The organism is Bacillus mojavensis (assembly GCF_012648005.1).
GTDB classification, from domain to species: Bacteria; Bacillota; Bacilli; order Bacillales; family Bacillaceae; genus Bacillus; species Bacillus mojavensis.
The window spans coordinates 54,126-72,748 of sequence record NZ_CP051464.1 but is presented as its reverse complement, the minus strand read 5'-3'; the positions used below and the strand labels follow the sequence as shown (position 1 = coordinate 72,748).

The following is an 18,623-nucleotide window of genomic DNA, read 5'->3' as shown; positions in this document are numbered from 1 at the left end:
CGCCAGAAGAAAATTGATTTATACGGAAGCGTTATGAAATTTCTTGTTTGCTTTGAAAGATGGCCGGAACTGGAATAGACGCCCACTTTGGTGTATTGTGATCAATTCGGACGACAACAACTGTCATATCATCATCAATTTGGCCTGACCTTGTGCGAATCACTTCCTCCATAAGTAAGTCAGCAATTTCCTGCGGATCATCCGTTTTTAACCCTTTCATTTTGCGCTTCATCCATAAATCATGATTTTCCACATGTTTAGGGCCTTCGAAAATACCGTCACTCATCATGATCAGGAGGTCTCCCGCCTTCAGCTGTTCACTCACAACCTCAACATCGAACTCGTTAATAATGCCGATTGGCAGATTGCTCGCTTGGACTTTCATCACCTGCTCACCCCGTTTGATAAAGCTCGGTGTTGATCCAACCTTTAAAAACTTACAGCTCGCATCCTGCAGATCGATAATAGAAAGATCGAGCGTGGAATATATCTCATCCGTTGTCCGCAGAGACAGTATGCTGTTGATTGTTTTGATTGCTATTTTCTCATCTATTCCTGATTCAAGGATCTTTTCAAGAAGTTTAATCGTTTCATTGCTTTCAAAGTGAGCCCTCGCGCCATTGCCCATCCCGTCACTGATAGCAGCTGCATATTTTCTTGCGCCCAGCTCCATCATGCTGTAGCTGTCGCCGGAGACAAGGCCGCCGCCCTTCGCTGCATGAGCCGCACCCGTAGACACTCTGTACGATTTGGTTGAGCCAAACGCGACATGGCTGTATCCATTTGGATGAGGAGAATGCTGCTCAGCTTTCACGAGAACCTGCTCTTCCAAAATGTCAGAAAGCATAGGCGCTATGATTTTTTCACTTTCTCCATGTCCGCTGAATGGGATTGTCATTTCGATATCAATGTTCCCCTGTTCAAGGCTGTAAATCTCCACCTGCTGAATCTCTATTCCAAAATGCTGAAGCGCATCAATAATTTGTTCTTCTTGGATAAAGTGCTGCTCCCTCTCCCTTTTTATTTCCCGAGAAAAGTCTGCCATGACCTCTGAAACACCTAAAAGCTGTTCAGCCACAAGCCGCCTGCTGTCCTGCACTTTCTTCTTAAGGGTTAAATGCGCATGATGATAGGCAAGTTCATCCTCTATCAGCTCTTCAACCTGACGCGATTTAGAGCAATACTGGTGAAACTCTTTTTTCAGCCTTCGGTTTGAAGCATACTGTTTTTCCTCTGTTTCAAGCATAACTTGTTTCATTAAATCATATGTTTTATCAAAGTTCTGAACCCAGCACCTGTTTTTCTTGTAGCACGTTTGACAGGAATGCTCTGTAATTTTGCTTAAAAACAGATCGACCTCGCTGTCATCTGTTTGTTCGTCAGACGCTTGATAAAAGGTTGCAAAGCTTTCTGACAATGCATGAAATACATTGGAGAACTGGTCCACCTTTTGAGCAGTGACATCTCTGATTTTTCTCGCGTATTGCTGCTGCTCCTGAAGATGTTCCACAGTGCCCGGAATATATCTCGCCACTTTTCTTGTAATGGACTGAGGCGTAAGCAGGAACAGGCCGACTGCTATTAATGACTCATAGAGCGTTGTCATCAGACCGGCAGAGCCTTCTCCATATAGAGAAATAAGAAGCGATCCGATAATCAGCCCGATTGCCGCACCTGCTTTTTTTCCTTCTTTCAGCAAACCGCCTAATAAGCCCGAAAAAGCGAGCAGACTCATTTGATAGAGATTTCCGATATTGGCCAAGCCGAGAATCAGGCCCGTCACGACACCCACTGTACAGCCGATGCTTGCACCGCCGATGAAGGAAAAGCTTAATACAACATAACGGGCCAGTATATGTTCTGCCTGCATCCCTTGATAGGACAAGCCTGCTAGTCCGGTCAGCACCGAAGCAATCAAAATCATAAAGCAAATGATTTCTTCTATTTTTAAGGATTGTTTTACTTTCTTCACGGTAAAAATCGGAAGGCTCTGGAGGAAAATCAGCGTTAAAATAAAGGAAAGCCCCGCTTCTACAACAGCCATCACATAATCATAGGTTATAAACGCGCCATTCTGGGCGTAAACAAACCCGAATCTTGCCGCCGCCATGGAGAAGAACACGACAATCGGAAGTGCTTTCACACGATCATCTGTGATAAAGGATGCTACTTTAGAAAACACGAAGAATGCAAGCAACGCCGCTAATATCAGTAATGAGTGCTTCGGAGAAATTGTCATTGCACCTGCAAGCACAGCCAGCACTGCATACAGCGCCTTGTCTCTTCTGATCAGAAGCATTGCCCCAAAGAAAGGAAGGGCGAAAGGAAGGACCTCGGATAATATGAAAGCTCGTCCAAGCAAAAATCCGATGACGACATAAATGAATCCTTTATAGAAAAACAGTGAATGCAAATGATGAGTCACCAGCTTCGCTCCCCTGTTAAAAAACGATTGGAGTTTTTCAAAAGCTTGTCCCGCCATTGGCCCGTTCACTCTTCTTTCTGCTTTTTCCATTTCTCTCATCTCCCACCTGTTATATTCGTTGCCTGTCATTATAGCGAAAGCACAGATAGGATTTTGTCAAAAGAAGGTAAGTATACCAAAGAAGTCTTCGACGGTTTCTGCCCTGAAATTCGTTTATGCGGAGAATTTCCAGAAAGATGTCTAAAAATGAAAAAAATCGGCTTCTGTAACAGAAACCGATTTTCAGTATGACCCGTACGGGATTCGAACCCGTGTTACCGCCGTGAAAGGGCGGTGTCTTAACCGCTTGACCAACGGGCCTAACAAATATGGTAGCGGCGGAGGGGATCGAACCCCCGACCTCACGGGTATGAACCGTACGCTCTAGCCAGCTGAGCTACACCGCCATAATGTTTGGTGCTTCTAAGCACAAGTTATATAATACAAAGGTTTGTCCTTTTCGTCAACAGAAACTTTAATGTTATAATTTTCTGACTCTTACCTTGAAAGAGCATATAAAAAAAGCACCCGTTGGGAAGAACGGATGCTTCATTTATTTATAGAAAGCAGCAAGTTATCCTCTTCTTGCTCCGCGCCCTCCACGTTTTGATTCCGTATTGCGTTTTAAAGATGACAAGCGATCTTCGCTATCTTTTAAAAACTTGTTCATTTTCTGTTCAAAAGATTCTTTCGGACGGAAATCATTTCTAGGTCTGGCTTGCGGACGGTCTTTAGCTTTTTTAATAGATAAACCAATTTTCCCGTCTTTTTCAACGTTGATGACTTTCACTTCAACTTGGTCGCCGACTTTTAAGTGATCATTAATGTCTTTAACATAATTATCGGCTACCTCACTGATATGAACGAGACCGGTTGAGCCTCCAGGCAATTCAACAAATGCTCCAAAATTTGTAATACCTGTAATTTTCCCTTGCAACTTGCTGCCCACTTCAATCGACATAAAAAAAGTGCTCCTCCTTAGGCTTATAAAAAGATCGTTTGCTTAATTATACCTAAATAAAAATTTAAGTGTCAACAAGGCTACTTGTTCTTCTTCTCCACATTAAAGATTATTTCACCGTCTCCAGACATAAATAAGTCCCTTCTGGCAAGCTCTGTGACGTAATCTTCATCTTTTAATTTGGATATTTCTTCTTTTAAATCTGTTTGCTTTGTCTTTAAATTCTTCAGTTCTTTTTCAAGCTGTTCTTTCTTTTCTTCTTTTGCGCTAAGGGAAGATGTTTGGCTCCATACTGAGCTTGCCAGTACAATTGCCGTCAGAAATACGAGGGCGCCGAATACAGTCAACCGTCTGTATAGCCCTTTTCTTCTTCTTTTCTTCAGCTGATTTTGCCGCTCTACTTTTTCTTTATAGTCGTTTTGTATTTCAGTTATCGTTCGTTCCCTGGAAAAATTCAAATCAGACGGTCCTCCTTTCATCTCTTCAAAAAACGTGTAATGGTCGTTCTTATGGTTACCAATAGTTTCTTCTTCTTTTTTAGAAATCCTGCACCTTTTTGAAAATATCGTCTGAAAGTTAGACGCAGTTTTTCAGGAAGAAGTTTCATACATTGTTTAACGATAAAGCGGATCGGAAAACACAGAACCATGACTATTTTATAAAGACATAACAAGAGAAATACGATCAGGCGGTATGTTCTCTGAAAGAGAAACGTGACCAGCCAGATGATGACTCCGCATGTCCACACAATAGGACGAAATAACACGTGCTGAATGAGCTTTTTTAAGAATTGATAAACAGAAACAACAAGATAAATGACGAATTTCAGTATTTTTATATAGATTCGTTTGCAAAGGCTTTGATACGTCGCAACGCCCAGCAGAACCGCCAAAAAAATGTACAGCCTGAATTCTCCCTCATTTACATGAAGCAAGACATAAAAGAAGAGCAGACCCTGCACAATCCAGAAAAGAATATCATGAATAAATAAAAGCCATCTGGCTGTTCTGGCACGAATGACAAAGAGCCTGTACGTATCAAGCGATGCGCCAAGCCAGAGGCCCATACCGGACATCGCCAGCATTGTATAGAATTGTGTCGTCAGCGTCATTTAAACAACTTGCTAAAAAACCCTTTAGCTTTATCCCCTTGTTGCTCGTCTAAATACACTAAATCAAATACCCTGCCTTTGATCGAAACAATCCCTTTTTCCACATCTAGATTTTTCATTTGAAGGTTTTCGCCTCTGACTGAGAGCATTCCCATCACTGTTTCCAGCAGGAATTCTTCGTTATCAAAGCTTTCAACATGCTTAACCCCAGAAATATCTAAATGTTTCCGGCCTTTCATTGTCACATCATGCTGTTCCGGAACAGACGAAGAACCTTTTTGCTCATAATATGAATTCATCTATTCAGCCCCCATATCCTCGATACTTTTAGCATTATTACTGCATTGTATGAGGCGGGGGATTCTTTTAGAACAAGCCTATTCGCCGAGTTTTTCTTCCTTTAGCACTGTATACATGTTTGCGGCTTCTTCTTTTTTCATTGTGTCTTTAAGCTCATTTATCTGAACCGTTACAAGCTTTTGGCCGAAGCGGACCGTTAATTCATCTCCAGGTTTTACGTCTGAACTTGCTTTAGCCTGATTTCCGTTAATGGAGATTCTGCCTTGATCAGCTACTTCCTTCGCTAGTGTACGTCGTTTAATCAGCCGTGATACTTTTAAAAATTTATCTAATCTCATTTTATGATCCCCTCTCAGTTTCTTTTGCTTCATTCCACAGGTTGTCCATGTCCTCAAGAGACATATTAGCCAGCTCGATTCCCTTTTCCTTCGCTGTTTGCTCAATATAAGAGAAACGTCTCCTGAATTTATCGTTCGTCATCGCCAATGCTTCCTCCGGTTCTATCTTGTAGAAGCGGGCTACATTCACCAAGGCGAAGAGAACATCGCCAAATTCAGCCTTGAGATTGTGTTCATGAGGGTTTTCAGTAGCCTCTGAAGAAAATTCCTTTATCTCCTCATTCACCTTTTCCCATATATCACTCACATCTTCCCAGTCAAAACCGACTTTTGCCGCTTTTTTCTGCAATTTAGCGGCTTTAGAAAGCGCAGGAAGGGTTTTCGGGACGGTGTCTAACAAGGATGCATCAGATGTATGTTTTTCGGCTTTTTTAATATCTTCCCAATTTGCTAAAACATCGTTTTCATCCTGAACCTTAACATCTTTAAACACATGGGGATGTCTTCGGACCATTTTTTCACTGATCCCTTTAATTACATCATCTATTGTGAAATAACCATCATCTTCACCAATTTGCGCGTGAAGCAGGACCTGAAGCAAAACGTCGCCAAGCTCTTCGATCATATGGTCTGTGTCTTCTTCGTCAATTGCTTCGAGAAGTTCATAACACTCTTCAATCATGTATTGTTTTAATGACTGATGAGTCTGCTTTTTATCCCACGGACAGCCGTTGGGCCCGCGAAGCTCTCTAATGATGCGCCGAAACGCGGAGAACTCCTGGTACAGCAGCTTCTCTTCTTTAATCGGCGGAATATACACACTTGTTAAGTTATTCATGGCGACATTGCGGTCCAGTTCAAATAAGGGCACTCTCCGAATATCCTCATCACGGCTTCCGGCTGCTGTTACAATCACAACTTCATAATCATCCGGCAGCTTCTCCATTAATGTCAGCTTCACTTCGGATGCAGTCATTTGGTCGTATACCTGACAAATGATCAGGTGGTGTCTGAGCTCAAGCTCATCCGCGCTCAATGTCCCGGCATCCACAAATTGAAAGCCTTCAATGGGATCAATTTGCAAGGCATTAAAAGTGGCATCAAGAAAGCTTTGTCCTCCCGCGACTTTCACCTGAATGTTTTTTTCTTCCTGCCGCTCCGTCAGCAGCTGTACTGTTTTTTCTGCTACAAATGGATGCCCCGGAACAGCATAAACAACGTCCTGATGCTTCGCTTCTTCAAAGAGAATATCAGTAATTTCCTCGTATACCGCATCAAATTGGTCGTGTTTCTCATATATATCATCAAAATAACGAATGTTCTGCGTTTCGCTTTCTAGCTCTTGAATTAAAGGATGGTCTTTGGTTCTGACAAACAGCGTGTCCGCCTTTGTCAGCAGCTTATGTATGCCAATTGTCAACTGGTCCATGTCTCCGGCGCCAAGCCCGACGACTGTAATATTACCTGCCATTTTGTTCTCTCCTTCTGGTGAGTTTGCTTAACTTGCTGCCAAAAGGCACACTGTTAAGCTCTTCATTCGTAAATATTCCCAACTTCATCATACAATAAATAAACACCGCGCCTCCAATGGCGACAGCCGAAACACTTTCAACTGCCGCATATCCTCTTCCTTCCGCATCAAACAGAAAAGACCAAAGGCGTAAATAAGCAAGCAAGACAGCCGACATTAATATAGCGGATCCAATAATTGGAAGCATAGTGCTCTTTAGCTTGTCCATCCATTCTTTTTGCCGCAAGCGATAGAGATTGAGGCCTGCGACAGTTGCAAAAGAAGCCGCTGTTGCAAATGCCGCCCCTTCAATTCCATAGTGCGGAACCAAAAAGGTATTTAACACCCATTTCACAGCCACACCTGCGCCTACTGCTATTGCAGGGAACACCGTGTTTCCCGCTCCCTGTAAGACAGCGGCAGCCGTGACCGCCAAAGACGCAAACAAAATGGAGCAGCTAAATATCTGCAACGCAGCTGTTCCTTCGCCATTTTGAAACAGCATAATGTTGACCGGCTTGAGGATGCAGATGAGGCCAGCAGACGCCGCAACGCCAATCGCAAGACACAGCTTTAAGGAAGACGTCACTTTTTGTTTCATCACCTGCACCTGATTCTCCTTTACCGCCTTTGAAATCAACGGGACGAGTGAGGTCCCGATGCTCATTGCGAAAACAGAACCGAGCTGCAACAGAGGCTGCCCCCGGTCATAAATTCCTTTCAGCCGCTTTGCCTCTTCACTCACCTCACCGCCAGACAGCAAAGAATATAAATTCAGTGCATCGACAAGCTGGATAAACAAAAGCAGCAGGCTGCTTACACAGATCGTTACTGAATATAAAAGCAGTTTCTTCATTAATTGATTTGTTGTAATGTGATTTTCTTTTTCTATTTCCGCTTTTTCAGGCTTTTTCGTTTTGAACCAAAAAAAGACGAGGATGATAAGTGCAATCAAACTTCCGGCAAGAGATCCAGAAGCAGCTGCCGCTCCCGCAGCATAAAGCGAGGCACCTTTTTTGATGAGCCAAAAAGATAACCCTAAGAGCACCGCCACCCGCAGAAACTGTTCCATAATTTGCGATAAAGCGGATGGGAGCATGTCGTGTCTCCCTTGAAAAACGCCTCTGAGCAACGCGACAAATGGAAACAGAAGAAACGCATATGCAGTTACTTGAATTAACTGGGCGAGATGAGAATCACCCATAAACAGGGCAATCGGAACAGCCCCCATATATAAACACAGAAATAAAAGACCGCCTATTACCGATAAAACCAGCGATGAGATTTTCATTATGGTGTTATGGCTTTTTTCACTATAATCATTCATCAGTTTAGAAATAATCACCGGAAATCCTGATGTTGAAAGCATGACGGCAATACCAAGAAAAGGGTATACCTGCTGATATATATAAAATCCAACATCGCCGACAATGTTTTGAAACGGGACTCTGTAAACGGCGCTCAATATTTTTGAAATAACGCCTGCCAGAATTAAAACAAAAGCCCCCTGCCACATCCAATGCCGTTTGACGCGTATTGAATCATCCATCCAAAAGCTCCTTCCCAACGTCAGGGGCAATGCAAAGTTTGCAATGGCCTTGGTACACATAAAAACGTGGTTATTATACCATATTCCAACCCTTGGAATCCTTTTTCGGCCTGCACAAAAAAGAACAGCGTCCCAAGGAGAGCTGTTCTTTCTATACCTATTTTGATAATTGTATAAGACCTACTGTTCCATTTGACGAGCCAAAAACCCAGCTGCTGTCTCAACGGCTTTATGCTCAACTTCGCCCATCGTCTGATCCTTTGAAAAAATCACGACAGCACCTATCGGGTCGCCATTCGCGACAATCGGGCCGACAGTATACGAACTCATATCTTCATCTATGCCATTTACAAGCTGCACGGATTTTGTATCACTCTCAAGCACAGAACTTCTCTGATCCATTGTTCTTTCCAGCATTTCGCTGATCGGCTTGTTTAAGTAGTCTTTTTTGGAACTTCCGGAGACGGCAATGTAGACATCTCTGTCACAGATAAGCACTGAATGGCCAAGACTGTCATAAAGCGCGTCTGCATACTCCTTTGCAAAGTCTCCAAGCTCACTTATCGGAGAGTATTTTTTCAAAATGACTTCTCCGTCACGATCTACAAAAATCTCAAGCGGATCCCCTTCCCTGATCCTCAGCGTTCTGCGAATTTCTTTAGGAATCACGACCCGTCCTAAGTCATCAATACGACGTACGATACCGGTTGCTTTCATCTCTGGTGCCTCTCTTTCATTTGATGGTATATACAATGTGGGAAAGACCTAAAGCAGTTACTTTATGTACCTTCCGCCTCGCTTGAAATTAGTATCCGTCACATCAAATGTAATATACACCAGAGAGTAACAAAATTTACGTTGATGAAATGGTTTGTTTTTTCACATCTTTAAGGCCCTTCAGCATGCCCAGCACGGTTTCGAGCCACTCATCCGTACTCTTGCCTTTCGTTTGAACGGAAATTTTGAGCTTTTTCCCTTCCATTCCCAGTCCGATTTGTCTGCCGTATTTGTTGCCAAGCTCAAACAGTTTCTGGCCGTCAATATCAGCACTAGCCTCTTCAGAAATGGTCATCCTGACTGCATCTTTATCTTGCTTAATCAATTCGACCCGTTCATTTCTCGCATAGACCTTCATTTCTGCTACGGTAAACAAGTATTCAACTTCTTTTGGATAATTCCCAAATCTGTCAATCATCTCATCTTGGAGTTCATTTTTTTCGTCGATTGCAGCCACAGATCTGAAGCGTTTATACATATCAATTTTCTGTTTGCCGTCTTGAATGTAGGTTTCCGGAATGTACGCATCAAGCTCAAGATCAATTTCTGTTTCAAATTGCTCCGTTTTCGCTGTATCGCCTTTCCGCTCTTCAATGGCCTCCTTCAGCATTTGCGAGTAGAGGTCAAATCCGACCGAATCGATAAAGCCGTGCTGCTGAGCGCCAAGAAGGTTTCCGGCTCCGCGAATCGTTAAGTCGCGCATCGCGATTTTAAAACCAGATCCCAGTTCCGTAAATTCTTTAATCGCCTGCAGCCTTTTTTCAGCTACTTCAGTAAGCACTTTATCCCTGCGATACGTGAAATACGCATACGCTACACGGTTAGAACGGCCGACACGTCCCCGCAGCTGATAAAGCTGAGAAAGACCCATCTTGTCGGCGTCAAACACGATCAGCGTATTCACGTTTGGAATATCTACACCCGTTTCAATAATTGTTGTGCTGACGAGAACGTCTGATTCCCCTTCCAGGAAGCTCAGCATGACAGCTTCTAATTCATTTTCTGTCATTTTTCCGTGTGCATACGCAACCTTTGCGTCAGGGACAAGCATTGAAATCTCATCGGCTTTCCGTTCGATATCCTCTACCCTGTTGTATAAGAAATAGACTTGGCCTCCGCGCGCAAGCTCGCGCTCAATTGCCTCTCTGACAAGGGCACCATTGTATTCCACAACATACGTCTGTACAGGGAAGCGGTTTTCCGGCGGAGTCTCGATCACCGAGAGATCCCTTACGCCAAGCATAGACATATGCAGCGTACGGGGAATTGGCGTCGCTGTTAATGTTAATACATCCACATTGGCTTTAATCTGTTTGATCTTTTCTTTATGGGTGACCCCAAAACGCTGCTCCTCATCAATGATGAGCAGCCCTAAGTCTTTATAAACAACATCTTTTGATAACAATCGGTGCGTCCCGATGACGATATCAACTGTTCCGTTTTTCAATCCTTTAATCGTTTCATTTGCTTCTTTTCTTGTTCTGAATCGGCTAAGCAGGCCGATATTCATCGGGTAGTCCTGAAAGCGCTCTGTAATGGTCTCATAGTGCTGCTGAGCCAAAATGGTTGTCGGGACAAGCAATGCGACCTGTTTTCCATCAGCGATTGCCTTAAACGCCGCACGGATGGCAACCTCTGTTTTACCGTAACCTACGTCTCCGCAAAGCAGGCGATCCATCGGCCGCTCTCTTTCCATGTCTTTTTTGATTTCGTGGATAGAGCGGAGCTGATCTTCCGTCTCTTGATAAGGAAACGCCGATTCAAATTCACGCTGCATTTCATGATCAGGAGAAAACGCGTAGCCCTTGCTCGCTTCCCTTTCGGCATACAGTTTAATTAAATCATCAGCGATGTCTTGAACCGATGTTTCTACTTTTTTCTTAACCCGCTTCCATTCGCTGCCGCCTAACTTATACAGCTTCGGTTCTTTTCCTTCAGAGCCGACATACTTCTGTACCTGGTCAATTTGTTCAACCGGCACATAAAGCTTGTCGCTTCCCTGATAGTGAATGTTTAAATAGTCTTTGTGAATTCCATTGATCTCAAGGGTTTCAATCCCTAAATACTTTCCGATCCCGTGATTAATATGAACGACATAATCACCGATTTGAAGCTCAGAATAGCTTTTGATGCGCTCTGCATTCGTAAGCTTCTGTTTTCGAGGCTTCTTTTTCACGCGGTTCTTAAATAATTCCTCTTCAGTAATGACAGCAAGCTTCATTAACGGCAGCTCAAATCCTGATTGAAGCTCGCCCTCCATAATATAAACCTGTCCCTGAACAAGCGCTTTTTTGCTGTCCGTCACGGCAGCTTCGATTTCATAATCAGCCAGAACAGATGATAATTTTTGTGTACGTTCCTTGTTTGCTCCTAAGAATACAACGGTGAAATTTGATTTTTTAAAGCGCTCCATTTCACCCGAAAGTACGTTCATTTGGCCATGAAAACTCTGCATTTGTCTGCTTGACACATTGACGATATTTTGCGGACTCGTATGCTGTACGTGCCGCAAAAACAAAGAATAGTACAGCAGAGGCCGTTTTTGCTCAGCCACTATTTTTTGGAAGCTGAATGACAAACTGATGTCATGCAAAATCTTCCCTTCCTCGAGAAGGTTTGTTATGAACTCCGCTTCTTCTTTCTGCAGCTGATCTTCCATCTCATGAATCCGACTGACCTCATCCAAAATCAGAAGTGTGTTATCAGGTGTATAATCTAGTAAACTAGCGGGCTTTTCATAGAAATATGAGAGATACTTCACCAGTTCTTGATCTGTCTGGCCTTCAGATAAACGCTCTTTATCATGAGAAATATTCATATGCAGGATTTCTTTTTGCTTGTCGAGCTTTAATTTTTTCAAACTATCGGCAAGGCCTTTATCCATCTTCTCTATTGCACGTGCTTTTTCTTCAGCTCTGATAATTAGTTCCTTTGCCGGACCGATACGGATAGAGGTCAAGGTCTCAATTGACCGCTGATCATCGGAGTTAAAGCTGCGGATGGAATCAACCTCGGTATCGAATAATTCGATTCTGACCGGATGCTCAGAGGTCAGCGGATAAATGTCGATAATTCCGCCGCGAATACTGAATTCACCGGGTGCAGAAACCATATCAGACCGCTCGTATCCCACCTCCACCAGTCGGGATGCCAGCTGATCCGGTTCGATATCATGACCCACCTGAATGAGCATTTGGCTGTTTTTCCACACCTCTACCGGCGGCAGCATTCTTCTGACAGCCGCCACCGGAGCCACAACTATAGGCGTTTCTCCGTTTGTTAATCTATTAATGACATCTAAGCGCTGCGCCCGCAGTTCAGGGCTAGCCACCGCGATTTCTGATGATATGAGTTCATTGACGGGGTACAGAAGGACAGACCGATCCTCAAGAAGTGAAGTCAGATCATCCGTTACTTTTTGAGCTTGGTATAAATTATGGGTGATTAGAAAGATAGGCTTATTCGTTTCATTAGCCAAAGCAGAAGTAAAAACAGAACGCGCGGAACCTGAAAGACCCGCGAGCAGCTGCTCCTTCAGCCCCTCGTTTAAACCGTTGACGATGGATTTGAAGTCATCGCTTTCTTTAATAAAGGTTTGAATGTTGTCCATATGGCCCCTCCTCTCTGTTTTCTGTAAGAACAGAAAAACGCTTTGGTCTAGTGTCTACACCAAAGCTTTTTATTGAATAAATGTGTGATGTTCGTGGTAATGCGGATTTCGTTCAAGTGCCTCTTGGCAATCTTCACATATGGTATGAACATGGACATCTCCATTGTCTTTATATGAAATCATATCGTTTCTTTCCTCGTTTGTTAAGTGGTGAAACCCAAGTGAATTTGTCGATACCATGGAAGATTCCAGACTTCCAACTTTTACTCCGCAATGACGACAATAATAATGCAAAGCCATACAAGGGACCCTCCTGATGAAAAAGTCATTTTGGTGTAGTATGGACTCTGATTATGTATTTTATACCTTCGCGTTGAATTCGTTCATAACCTCTAAAAACGGTTTGCTGAGAGAAGCCTCACAAGCCTTAACGGACCTTTCAATCGCTTCTTCAATTGCTGGTGTTTCATCCTTTGAAAAAGTGCCTAAAACATAATCAACCACCTTCATCCCGTTCACAGGCCGCCCGATTCCGATGCGGATGCGATCAAACTCAGGCGTTCCGAGATGCTGGATCAGTGATTTGATGCCATTATGCCCGCCCGCACTGCCTTTCGTTCTTAGACGGATCTTGCCAGTCGGCAGATCAAGGTCATCATAAATAACTTTTAAATCTTCGTTGTCTACATCATAATAATCCATTAAAGGCCGCAAACATTCTCCTGATAAATTCATATATGTAAGCGGTTTAACAAGTAGAACCTTTTTGCTGGAAACAAATCCGGTTCCATATAATCCGTTAAATTTGCTCTGGTTCAGCTCAATATTCCATTCCTTCGAAAGCTGGTCTATTGCCATAAATCCGACATTATGCCGTGTATTTTCATAGTTCTTTCCCGGGTTTCCGAGGCCGGCAATTACAAGCATGGAAAATCCTCCCTTAGTCACATAAGCTCCCGCTCTAATACGGGCTATAATTCTTCTCATTCTAGCACAAAAGACGTAACCGCGGGAGGGTTACGCCTTAAGCTATTATTGATCTTTGTTTTCACCTTCAGGCTGAGCATCGGCAGTTTCCTCAGCATCTGTTTCTGCAGCATCCTGCTGCTGCGGAGGAAGAATGGAAGCCACAACCTCATCTGATTCGTGATTAAAGGAGTAGTCACCGCCAGCAGGCAAGTCCTCAATCGTGAGTACATCATTTACATCAAGACCAGAAATGTCTGCCTCGATTGATTGCGGAATTGCTTTTGGCTTAGCCTTCACAGTAAGAGCGTAAAGCGGCTGCTGCAATACGCCTCCATTTTTCACTCCAATTGCTTCTCCAGTCAGATGAATCGGCACTTCCACTTCAATTTCCTCACTCATATTAACGACTTGGAAGTCAGCATGAGTGACCTCATTTTTCAGCGGGTCCGTTTGCAGCTCTGTTACCATGACAGCGTGCTTCTCTCCGTTGACGTCAAGAGTAAGGACTGTATTCTTGCCTTCGTCCCTCAGTGTTTTAATAAGTTCCACACTGTCTAAGGATACCGGTTTGTTTTCCGTGTCTTTTCCATATATGATACCTGGAACATGTCCTGAAGTACGGATATCCCGAAGAGACGAACGGGTGAAACCTGTTCTTTCTTTTGCCGTTAACGTTGCCATATTCAGCACCATCCTATTATCGTTTTATTGTCTTATTAGAAACAATACCCAAAACGATAAAGGTTTAAACCTTTTAAAACATCGGTTTAGCTGAACAGGTAGCTGACAGATTGTTGCTCATGAACGCGAATAATCGCTTCAGCCAGAAGCGGTCCGACTGAAAGCTGCTTAAACCGTTCAATTTTCTTTTCTTCAGGGAGCTTGATGCTGTTTGTCACAACAAGCTCTTTAATTGTTGAGTTATTAATTCGTTCTACAGCAGGTCCTGATAGTACCGGATGTGTACAGCATGCATATACTTCTTTTGCTCCATTTTCAACAAGCGCATTAGCTGCAAGTGTAATGGTGCCGGCTGTATCAATGATATCATCGATAAGAATAGCGATCTTCCCTTCGATATTACCGACAATATTCATGACTTCTGCCACATTCGGTCTCGGACGGCGCTTATCAATGATCGCAATCGGCGCTTTTAGTCTGTCAGCCAGCTTGCGGGCGCGTGTCACACCGCCGTGGTCTGGTGAAACAATGACGATATCTTCAAGGTTTTTGCCTTCAAAATATTCTCCTAAAATCGGAACACCCATTAAGTGGTCAATCGGTATATCAAAGAATCCTTGAATTTGCGGTGCATGCAGATCAAGCGCGATGACACGAGTCGCACCGGCAGTCTCAAGCAGGTTTGCGAAAAGTTTTGCTGTGATTGGCTCACGGGATCTAGCTTTTCTGTCTTGACGCGCATAACCGTAGTAAGGAATCACAATGTTAATGGTTTTTGCTGAAGCGCGTTTCAACGCATCTACCATAATCAACAGTTCCATAATATGCTCGTTAACGGGGTCACTTGTAGACTGGATGATGTAACAGTCACATCCGCGAATACTTTCTTCGATATTAATTTGGACTTCCCCATCACTAAATCTTGTGACAGAACACTTCCCTAATTGAACTCCAACTATATCTGCGATTTCTTTTGCAAGCTCTGGATTAGAATTCAAAGAAAAAATCTTTAAATTCTTATCTCCGTATTGATTAGACATGGATAAACCTCCGAATTTAGGATTATTTTTTATGAATTTTTTTCACATAATCGTCTTTATTTACTTGTCTCGCTCTGGCGATAGCAAGTGCTTTTCCAGGTACATCTTCCGTAACAGTTGAGCCTGCCGCTACATAAGCGCCTTCTCCGACTGTGACAGGGGCAACCAAATTGGAGTTGCAGCCGATAAATGCGCCGTCTTCAATTTTCGTTAAATATTTATTCTTTCCATCATAATTAACAGTAATTGAACCGCAGCCCAAGTTGACGTCTTTGCCTACTTCGGCATCCCCGACATAGCTTAAATGAGAAGCCTTGCTTCGGTCTCCGAATTGCGTCTTTTTGATTTCAACAAAATTCCCGATCTTCACTTCATTCCCGATGACAGAATCAGGTCTGATGTGAGCAAAAGGTCCTATGTTTACATCATTCCCCACTTTACTGTTGTTGACTACCGATTGTTTAATCACAGTACGGCTTCCAATGGAACTATTCATAATCTCAGTATGAGGGCCGATAATCGTATCTTCTCCGATTTGCACCTCACCTTTAATCACAGTTCCAGGATAAATCACAGTATCGCTTCCGATGACAGCTTCAGGAGAAATATACGTATTCATCGGGTCAATCAGCGTAACACCATTTTGCATATGCCGTTTATTAATCCGCTCTTTCATAAACAATTCAGCCTGAGAAAGAGCAACTCTATCATTAACTCCGAGCGTTTCTTGGAAGTTACCAGTCTGGTAAGCGGCAACAGTTTCGCCTTCATTTTTGAGGATCTCTATCACATCCGGTAAATAATACTCGCCTTGAACATTATCGTTCGATACTTGGTCAATGGCCCGGAATAGAGCTTCATTATCAAAACAATACGTTCCAGTATTAATTTCAGTCACAAGACGTTCTTCTTCTGAAGCGTCCTTGTGCTCCACGATTTTTTGAACCGCTCCGCCCTCACCGCGAATGATTCGGCCGTATCCAGTCGGATCTTCTGCAACAGCAGTCAAGATTGTAGCTTTTGCTTCTTTTTGTGTATGTTCTTTCAGCATCGCTTCCATTGTCTCCGCTGTTAAAAGCGGCGTATCTCCGCAAATGACAATCGTTACACCTTTTTCGTCAGCAAGAAATGGCTGTGCCTGTTTTACAGCATGAGCAGTGCCAAGCTGTTCTGCTTGAAGCGCATACTCGCTTTTATCACCAAGCTGCTTTTTCACTTCTTCCGCACCATGTCCGACAATCGTGACAAGCTTCGTTAAAGATAGCTTTAAAGCTTCGTCTACGACGTGCTCTACCATAGGCTTACCACAAACTGGATGAAGGACTTTATAAAGCTTTGATTTCATTCTCGTTCCTTGTCCAGCCGCTAAAACAACTGCAAACCGCTTATCCATTTAATGGCCTCCAATATCCCTTTTATCCATAGAAAAATATATCCTAAATATCAGTTGATTTCAAGGAGACTTCATGAAGTGCAAGAATTTTCTATTGGTGCATTTTAGTTTGAAAAATCAGAATTAAAAAAGGACTGCCGGAAAAAGGCTTGTCTCAGCCCCATCAGCAGTCCTTGCTTTTTGGTTATTTTTTAAGAAGCTCCAGCTTCTTCGAATTCTAATGCTTCAGTGTCACCCAGACGATGATACTCATTTAACACGGCATCTTGAATCTTTCCACGCGTGCTTGAATTAATAGGATGAGCAATATCGCGGAACTCTCCATCAGGGGTGCGTTTACTCGGCATCGCAACGAAAAGACCATTGTTTCCATCAATCACACGAATATCATGTACGACAAATTCGTGATCCAGCGTGATGGATGCAATCGCTCTCATGCGACCATCGGTATTCACGCGGCGTAATCTTACGTCAGTAACTTCCACAGTAGTTCACCACCTTTTCCCTATATAAAAGCATTAGTGTATCAATTCCACGATTTTTTCTGAATTCCTGCTGTTTTTTAAAATATTTTTTGAAAAATTAGGATATAAATACACAATTAGGTCATAACGCTTTTATTTCAGGCATAAGGTAATTAAAAAAGTGATTCCGAGCAAACCCAGAATCACTTTTCTTATTATTTTACTAACGCAATCACTTCGATTTCGACTAATGCATCCTTTGGAAGTCTCGCAACTTCAACGCAAGATCTCGCCGGTTTGTGCGTGTCAAAATATTGCCCGTACACTTCGTTCACTTCCGCAAACTGTTCCATGTCCGCGATAAACACAGTTGCCTTTACAACTGTTTCAAAAGAAGCACCTGCTTCTTCCAACACCGCTTTTAAGTTGCTGAACACTTGATGCGTCTGCTCCTTAATATCACCGTTCACCATTTCACCTGAAGGCGTCAAAGGAATTTGGCCTGAGCTGTAAAACATATTATTGACGATGATCCCTTGTGAGTAAGGTCCGATTGCCGCTGGGGCATGTTTTGTGTGGACTGCTTTTGTCATGATTCTGTCTCTCCATTCTTCAAAAGATTGTCTTTAAAAAAACGCAGAAAATTGCCATTCTGGATTTCAATGGACTTATCTTTCATGTTGATCGTTGAAAGAGTTAGAAGTGACATATACTCATCAACAAGACGTTCATTTACTCCTTCGGCTTCGACCAAGACGCCGATCCCCGCTACATTCGCATTAAACTCATCCAACAGGCTAATCATACCATTAATTGTGCCGCCTGCTTTCATAAAGTCATCAATAATGAGTACGTTTGAACCCGTCTTCATGCTTCTTTTTGCAAGTGACATCGTTTGAATGCGATTTGAGGAGCCTGACACGTAATTAATGCTGACCGTGGAGCCCTCAGTTACCTTGTTATCCTTGCGCACAATGACGACAGGCACATTCAGATAACTCGCAGCTGCATACGCGAGAGGGATGCCTTTCGTGGCAACGGTCATGACAACGTCAATTTCGCGGTCTGCAAATACAGAAGCAAACAGCTTGCCAACCTTGGAGAGAACAGATGGCTTTCCTAAGATATCCGTTAGATACACATAACCGCCCGGAAGGATACGCTCAGGATTTGCCAATGACTGTCCAAGGGTCTGAACGAATTCTTCAGCTTCAGCCTGCTTCATTTTCGGAATATATTTGACACCTCCGGCAGCACCGGGAACAGTAAGCAAAGTACCGATCCCTTGCTGCTCAAAGGTTTGCTTTATAATTGTTAAATCTTCACTGATCGATGATTTTGCAGATTCATACCGCTCAGAAAAAAAGGTTAACGGTATTAACTCGTGCGGATGGGTTAACAAATAATTTGTTAAGTCCACCAATCTGCCGCTGCGACGAAACTTCATGAACTTACC

General features: G+C 43.1%; 18 protein-coding genes and 2 tRNA genes. All 20 read right to left on the bottom strand.

Going from position 1 to position 18,623, the window contains the following annotated elements:
- Positions 1-31: 31 nt before the first annotated feature.
- The 20 genes from spoIIE to purR all read right to left on the bottom strand — a co-directional run bounded on the left by spoIIE (position 32) and on the right by purR (position 18,614).
- Positions 32-2,515 (bottom strand): stage II sporulation protein E, encoded by a 2,484-nt coding sequence (gene spoIIE, locus HC660_RS00390; protein ID WP_168746762.1) that lies wholly within the window; start codon positions 2,513-2,515, stop codon positions 32-34.
- Between the two features lie 198 nt (positions 2,516-2,713).
- A tRNA-Glu gene (locus HC660_RS00385) sits at positions 2,714-2,785 on the bottom strand.
- Between the two features lie 9 nt (positions 2,786-2,794).
- Positions 2,795-2,871 (bottom strand) — tRNA-Met (locus tag HC660_RS00380).
- A 167-nt stretch (positions 2,872-3,038) separates the two neighbouring features.
- Positions 3,039-3,425: a S1 domain-containing RNA-binding protein gene (locus HC660_RS00375; RefSeq protein ID WP_003218379.1), complete on the bottom strand. Its 387-nt coding sequence runs from the start codon at positions 3,423-3,425 to the stop codon at positions 3,039-3,041.
- 80 nt (positions 3,426-3,505) lie between these two features.
- Complete coding sequence (divIC, locus tag HC660_RS00370; protein ID WP_010332711.1) at positions 3,506-3,883, bottom strand: cell division protein DivIC; 378 nt, start codon at positions 3,881-3,883, stop codon at positions 3,506-3,508.
- Between the two features lie 17 nt (positions 3,884-3,900).
- Entirely contained in the window at positions 3,901-4,536 is a 636-nt protein-coding gene (gene yabQ, locus HC660_RS00365; protein ID WP_168746761.1) for a spore cortex biosynthesis protein YabQ, read from the bottom strand.
- Complete coding sequence (gene yabP / locus HC660_RS00360) at positions 4,533-4,835, bottom strand: sporulation protein YabP (protein ID WP_004264638.1); 303 nt, start codon at positions 4,833-4,835, stop codon at positions 4,533-4,535. The genes yabQ and yabP overlap by 4 nt, the downstream gene beginning before the upstream one ends.
- Before the next feature lie 78 nt (positions 4,836-4,913).
- Positions 4,914-5,174 carry an RNA-binding S4 domain-containing protein gene (locus tag HC660_RS00355; RefSeq protein WP_168746760.1) on the bottom strand — a complete coding sequence of 87 codons (261 nt, stop codon included), beginning with the start codon at positions 5,172-5,174 and terminating at the stop codon, positions 4,914-4,916.
- Position 5,175: 1 nt separating this feature from the next.
- Complete coding sequence (gene yabN / locus HC660_RS00350) at positions 5,176-6,645, bottom strand: bifunctional methyltransferase/pyrophosphohydrolase YabN (protein WP_168746759.1); 1,470 nt, start codon at positions 6,643-6,645, stop codon at positions 5,176-5,178.
- Positions 6,635-8,233: a putative polysaccharide biosynthesis protein gene (locus HC660_RS00345; RefSeq protein WP_168746758.1), complete on the bottom strand. Its 1,599-nt coding sequence runs from the start codon at positions 8,231-8,233 to the stop codon at positions 6,635-6,637. The genes yabN and HC660_RS00345 overlap by 11 nt, the downstream gene beginning before the upstream one ends.
- Positions 8,234-8,413: 180 nt before the next feature.
- Positions 8,414-8,950: a stage V sporulation protein T gene (gene spoVT / locus HC660_RS00340; protein WP_010332706.1), complete on the bottom strand. Its 537-nt coding sequence runs from the start codon at positions 8,948-8,950 to the stop codon at positions 8,414-8,416.
- Between the two features lie 136 nt (positions 8,951-9,086).
- Positions 9,087-12,620 (bottom strand): transcription-repair coupling factor, encoded by a 3,534-nt coding sequence (gene mfd / locus HC660_RS00335; RefSeq protein WP_168746757.1) that lies wholly within the window; start codon positions 12,618-12,620, stop codon positions 9,087-9,089.
- A gap of 69 nt (positions 12,621-12,689) precedes the next feature.
- A complete protein-coding gene (gene fin, locus HC660_RS00330) occupies positions 12,690-12,920 on the bottom strand; it encodes an anti-sigma-F factor Fin (RefSeq protein ID WP_010332704.1) in 231 nt (76 codons plus the stop codon).
- 60 nt (positions 12,921-12,980) lie between these two features.
- Positions 12,981-13,547 (bottom strand): aminoacyl-tRNA hydrolase, encoded by a 567-nt coding sequence (gene pth / locus HC660_RS00325; protein WP_168746756.1) that lies wholly within the window; start codon positions 13,545-13,547, stop codon positions 12,981-12,983.
- 105 nt (positions 13,548-13,652) lie between these two features.
- Positions 13,653-14,270, bottom strand: coding sequence for a 50S ribosomal protein L25/general stress protein Ctc (locus tag HC660_RS00320; protein ID WP_168746755.1), 618 nt, complete (start codon positions 14,268-14,270; stop codon positions 13,653-13,655).
- Between the two features lie 86 nt (positions 14,271-14,356).
- Positions 14,357-15,310 (bottom strand): ribose-phosphate diphosphokinase, encoded by a 954-nt coding sequence (locus tag HC660_RS00315; protein WP_010332701.1) that lies wholly within the window; start codon positions 15,308-15,310, stop codon positions 14,357-14,359.
- A gap of 22 nt (positions 15,311-15,332) precedes the next feature.
- Positions 15,333-16,703, bottom strand: coding sequence for a bifunctional UDP-N-acetylglucosamine diphosphorylase/glucosamine-1-phosphate N-acetyltransferase GlmU (gene glmU, locus HC660_RS00310; RefSeq protein ID WP_168746754.1), 1,371 nt, complete (start codon positions 16,701-16,703; stop codon positions 15,333-15,335).
- A gap of 191 nt (positions 16,704-16,894) precedes the next feature.
- Positions 16,895-17,188, bottom strand: a complete 294-nt coding sequence (gene spoVG / locus HC660_RS00305) for a septation regulator SpoVG (protein WP_003218346.1) — start codon at positions 17,186-17,188, stop codon at positions 16,895-16,897.
- Between the two features lie 194 nt (positions 17,189-17,382).
- Positions 17,383-17,760 (bottom strand): 2-iminobutanoate/2-iminopropanoate deaminase, encoded by a 378-nt coding sequence (gene ridA, locus HC660_RS00300; RefSeq protein WP_003226738.1) that lies wholly within the window; start codon positions 17,758-17,760, stop codon positions 17,383-17,385.
- Positions 17,757-18,614 (bottom strand): pur operon repressor, encoded by an 858-nt coding sequence (gene purR, locus HC660_RS00295; protein ID WP_168746753.1) that lies wholly within the window; start codon positions 18,612-18,614, stop codon positions 17,757-17,759. Before purR ends, ridA begins: the two co-directional genes overlap by 4 nt.
- Positions 18,615-18,623 lie beyond the last annotated feature (9 nt).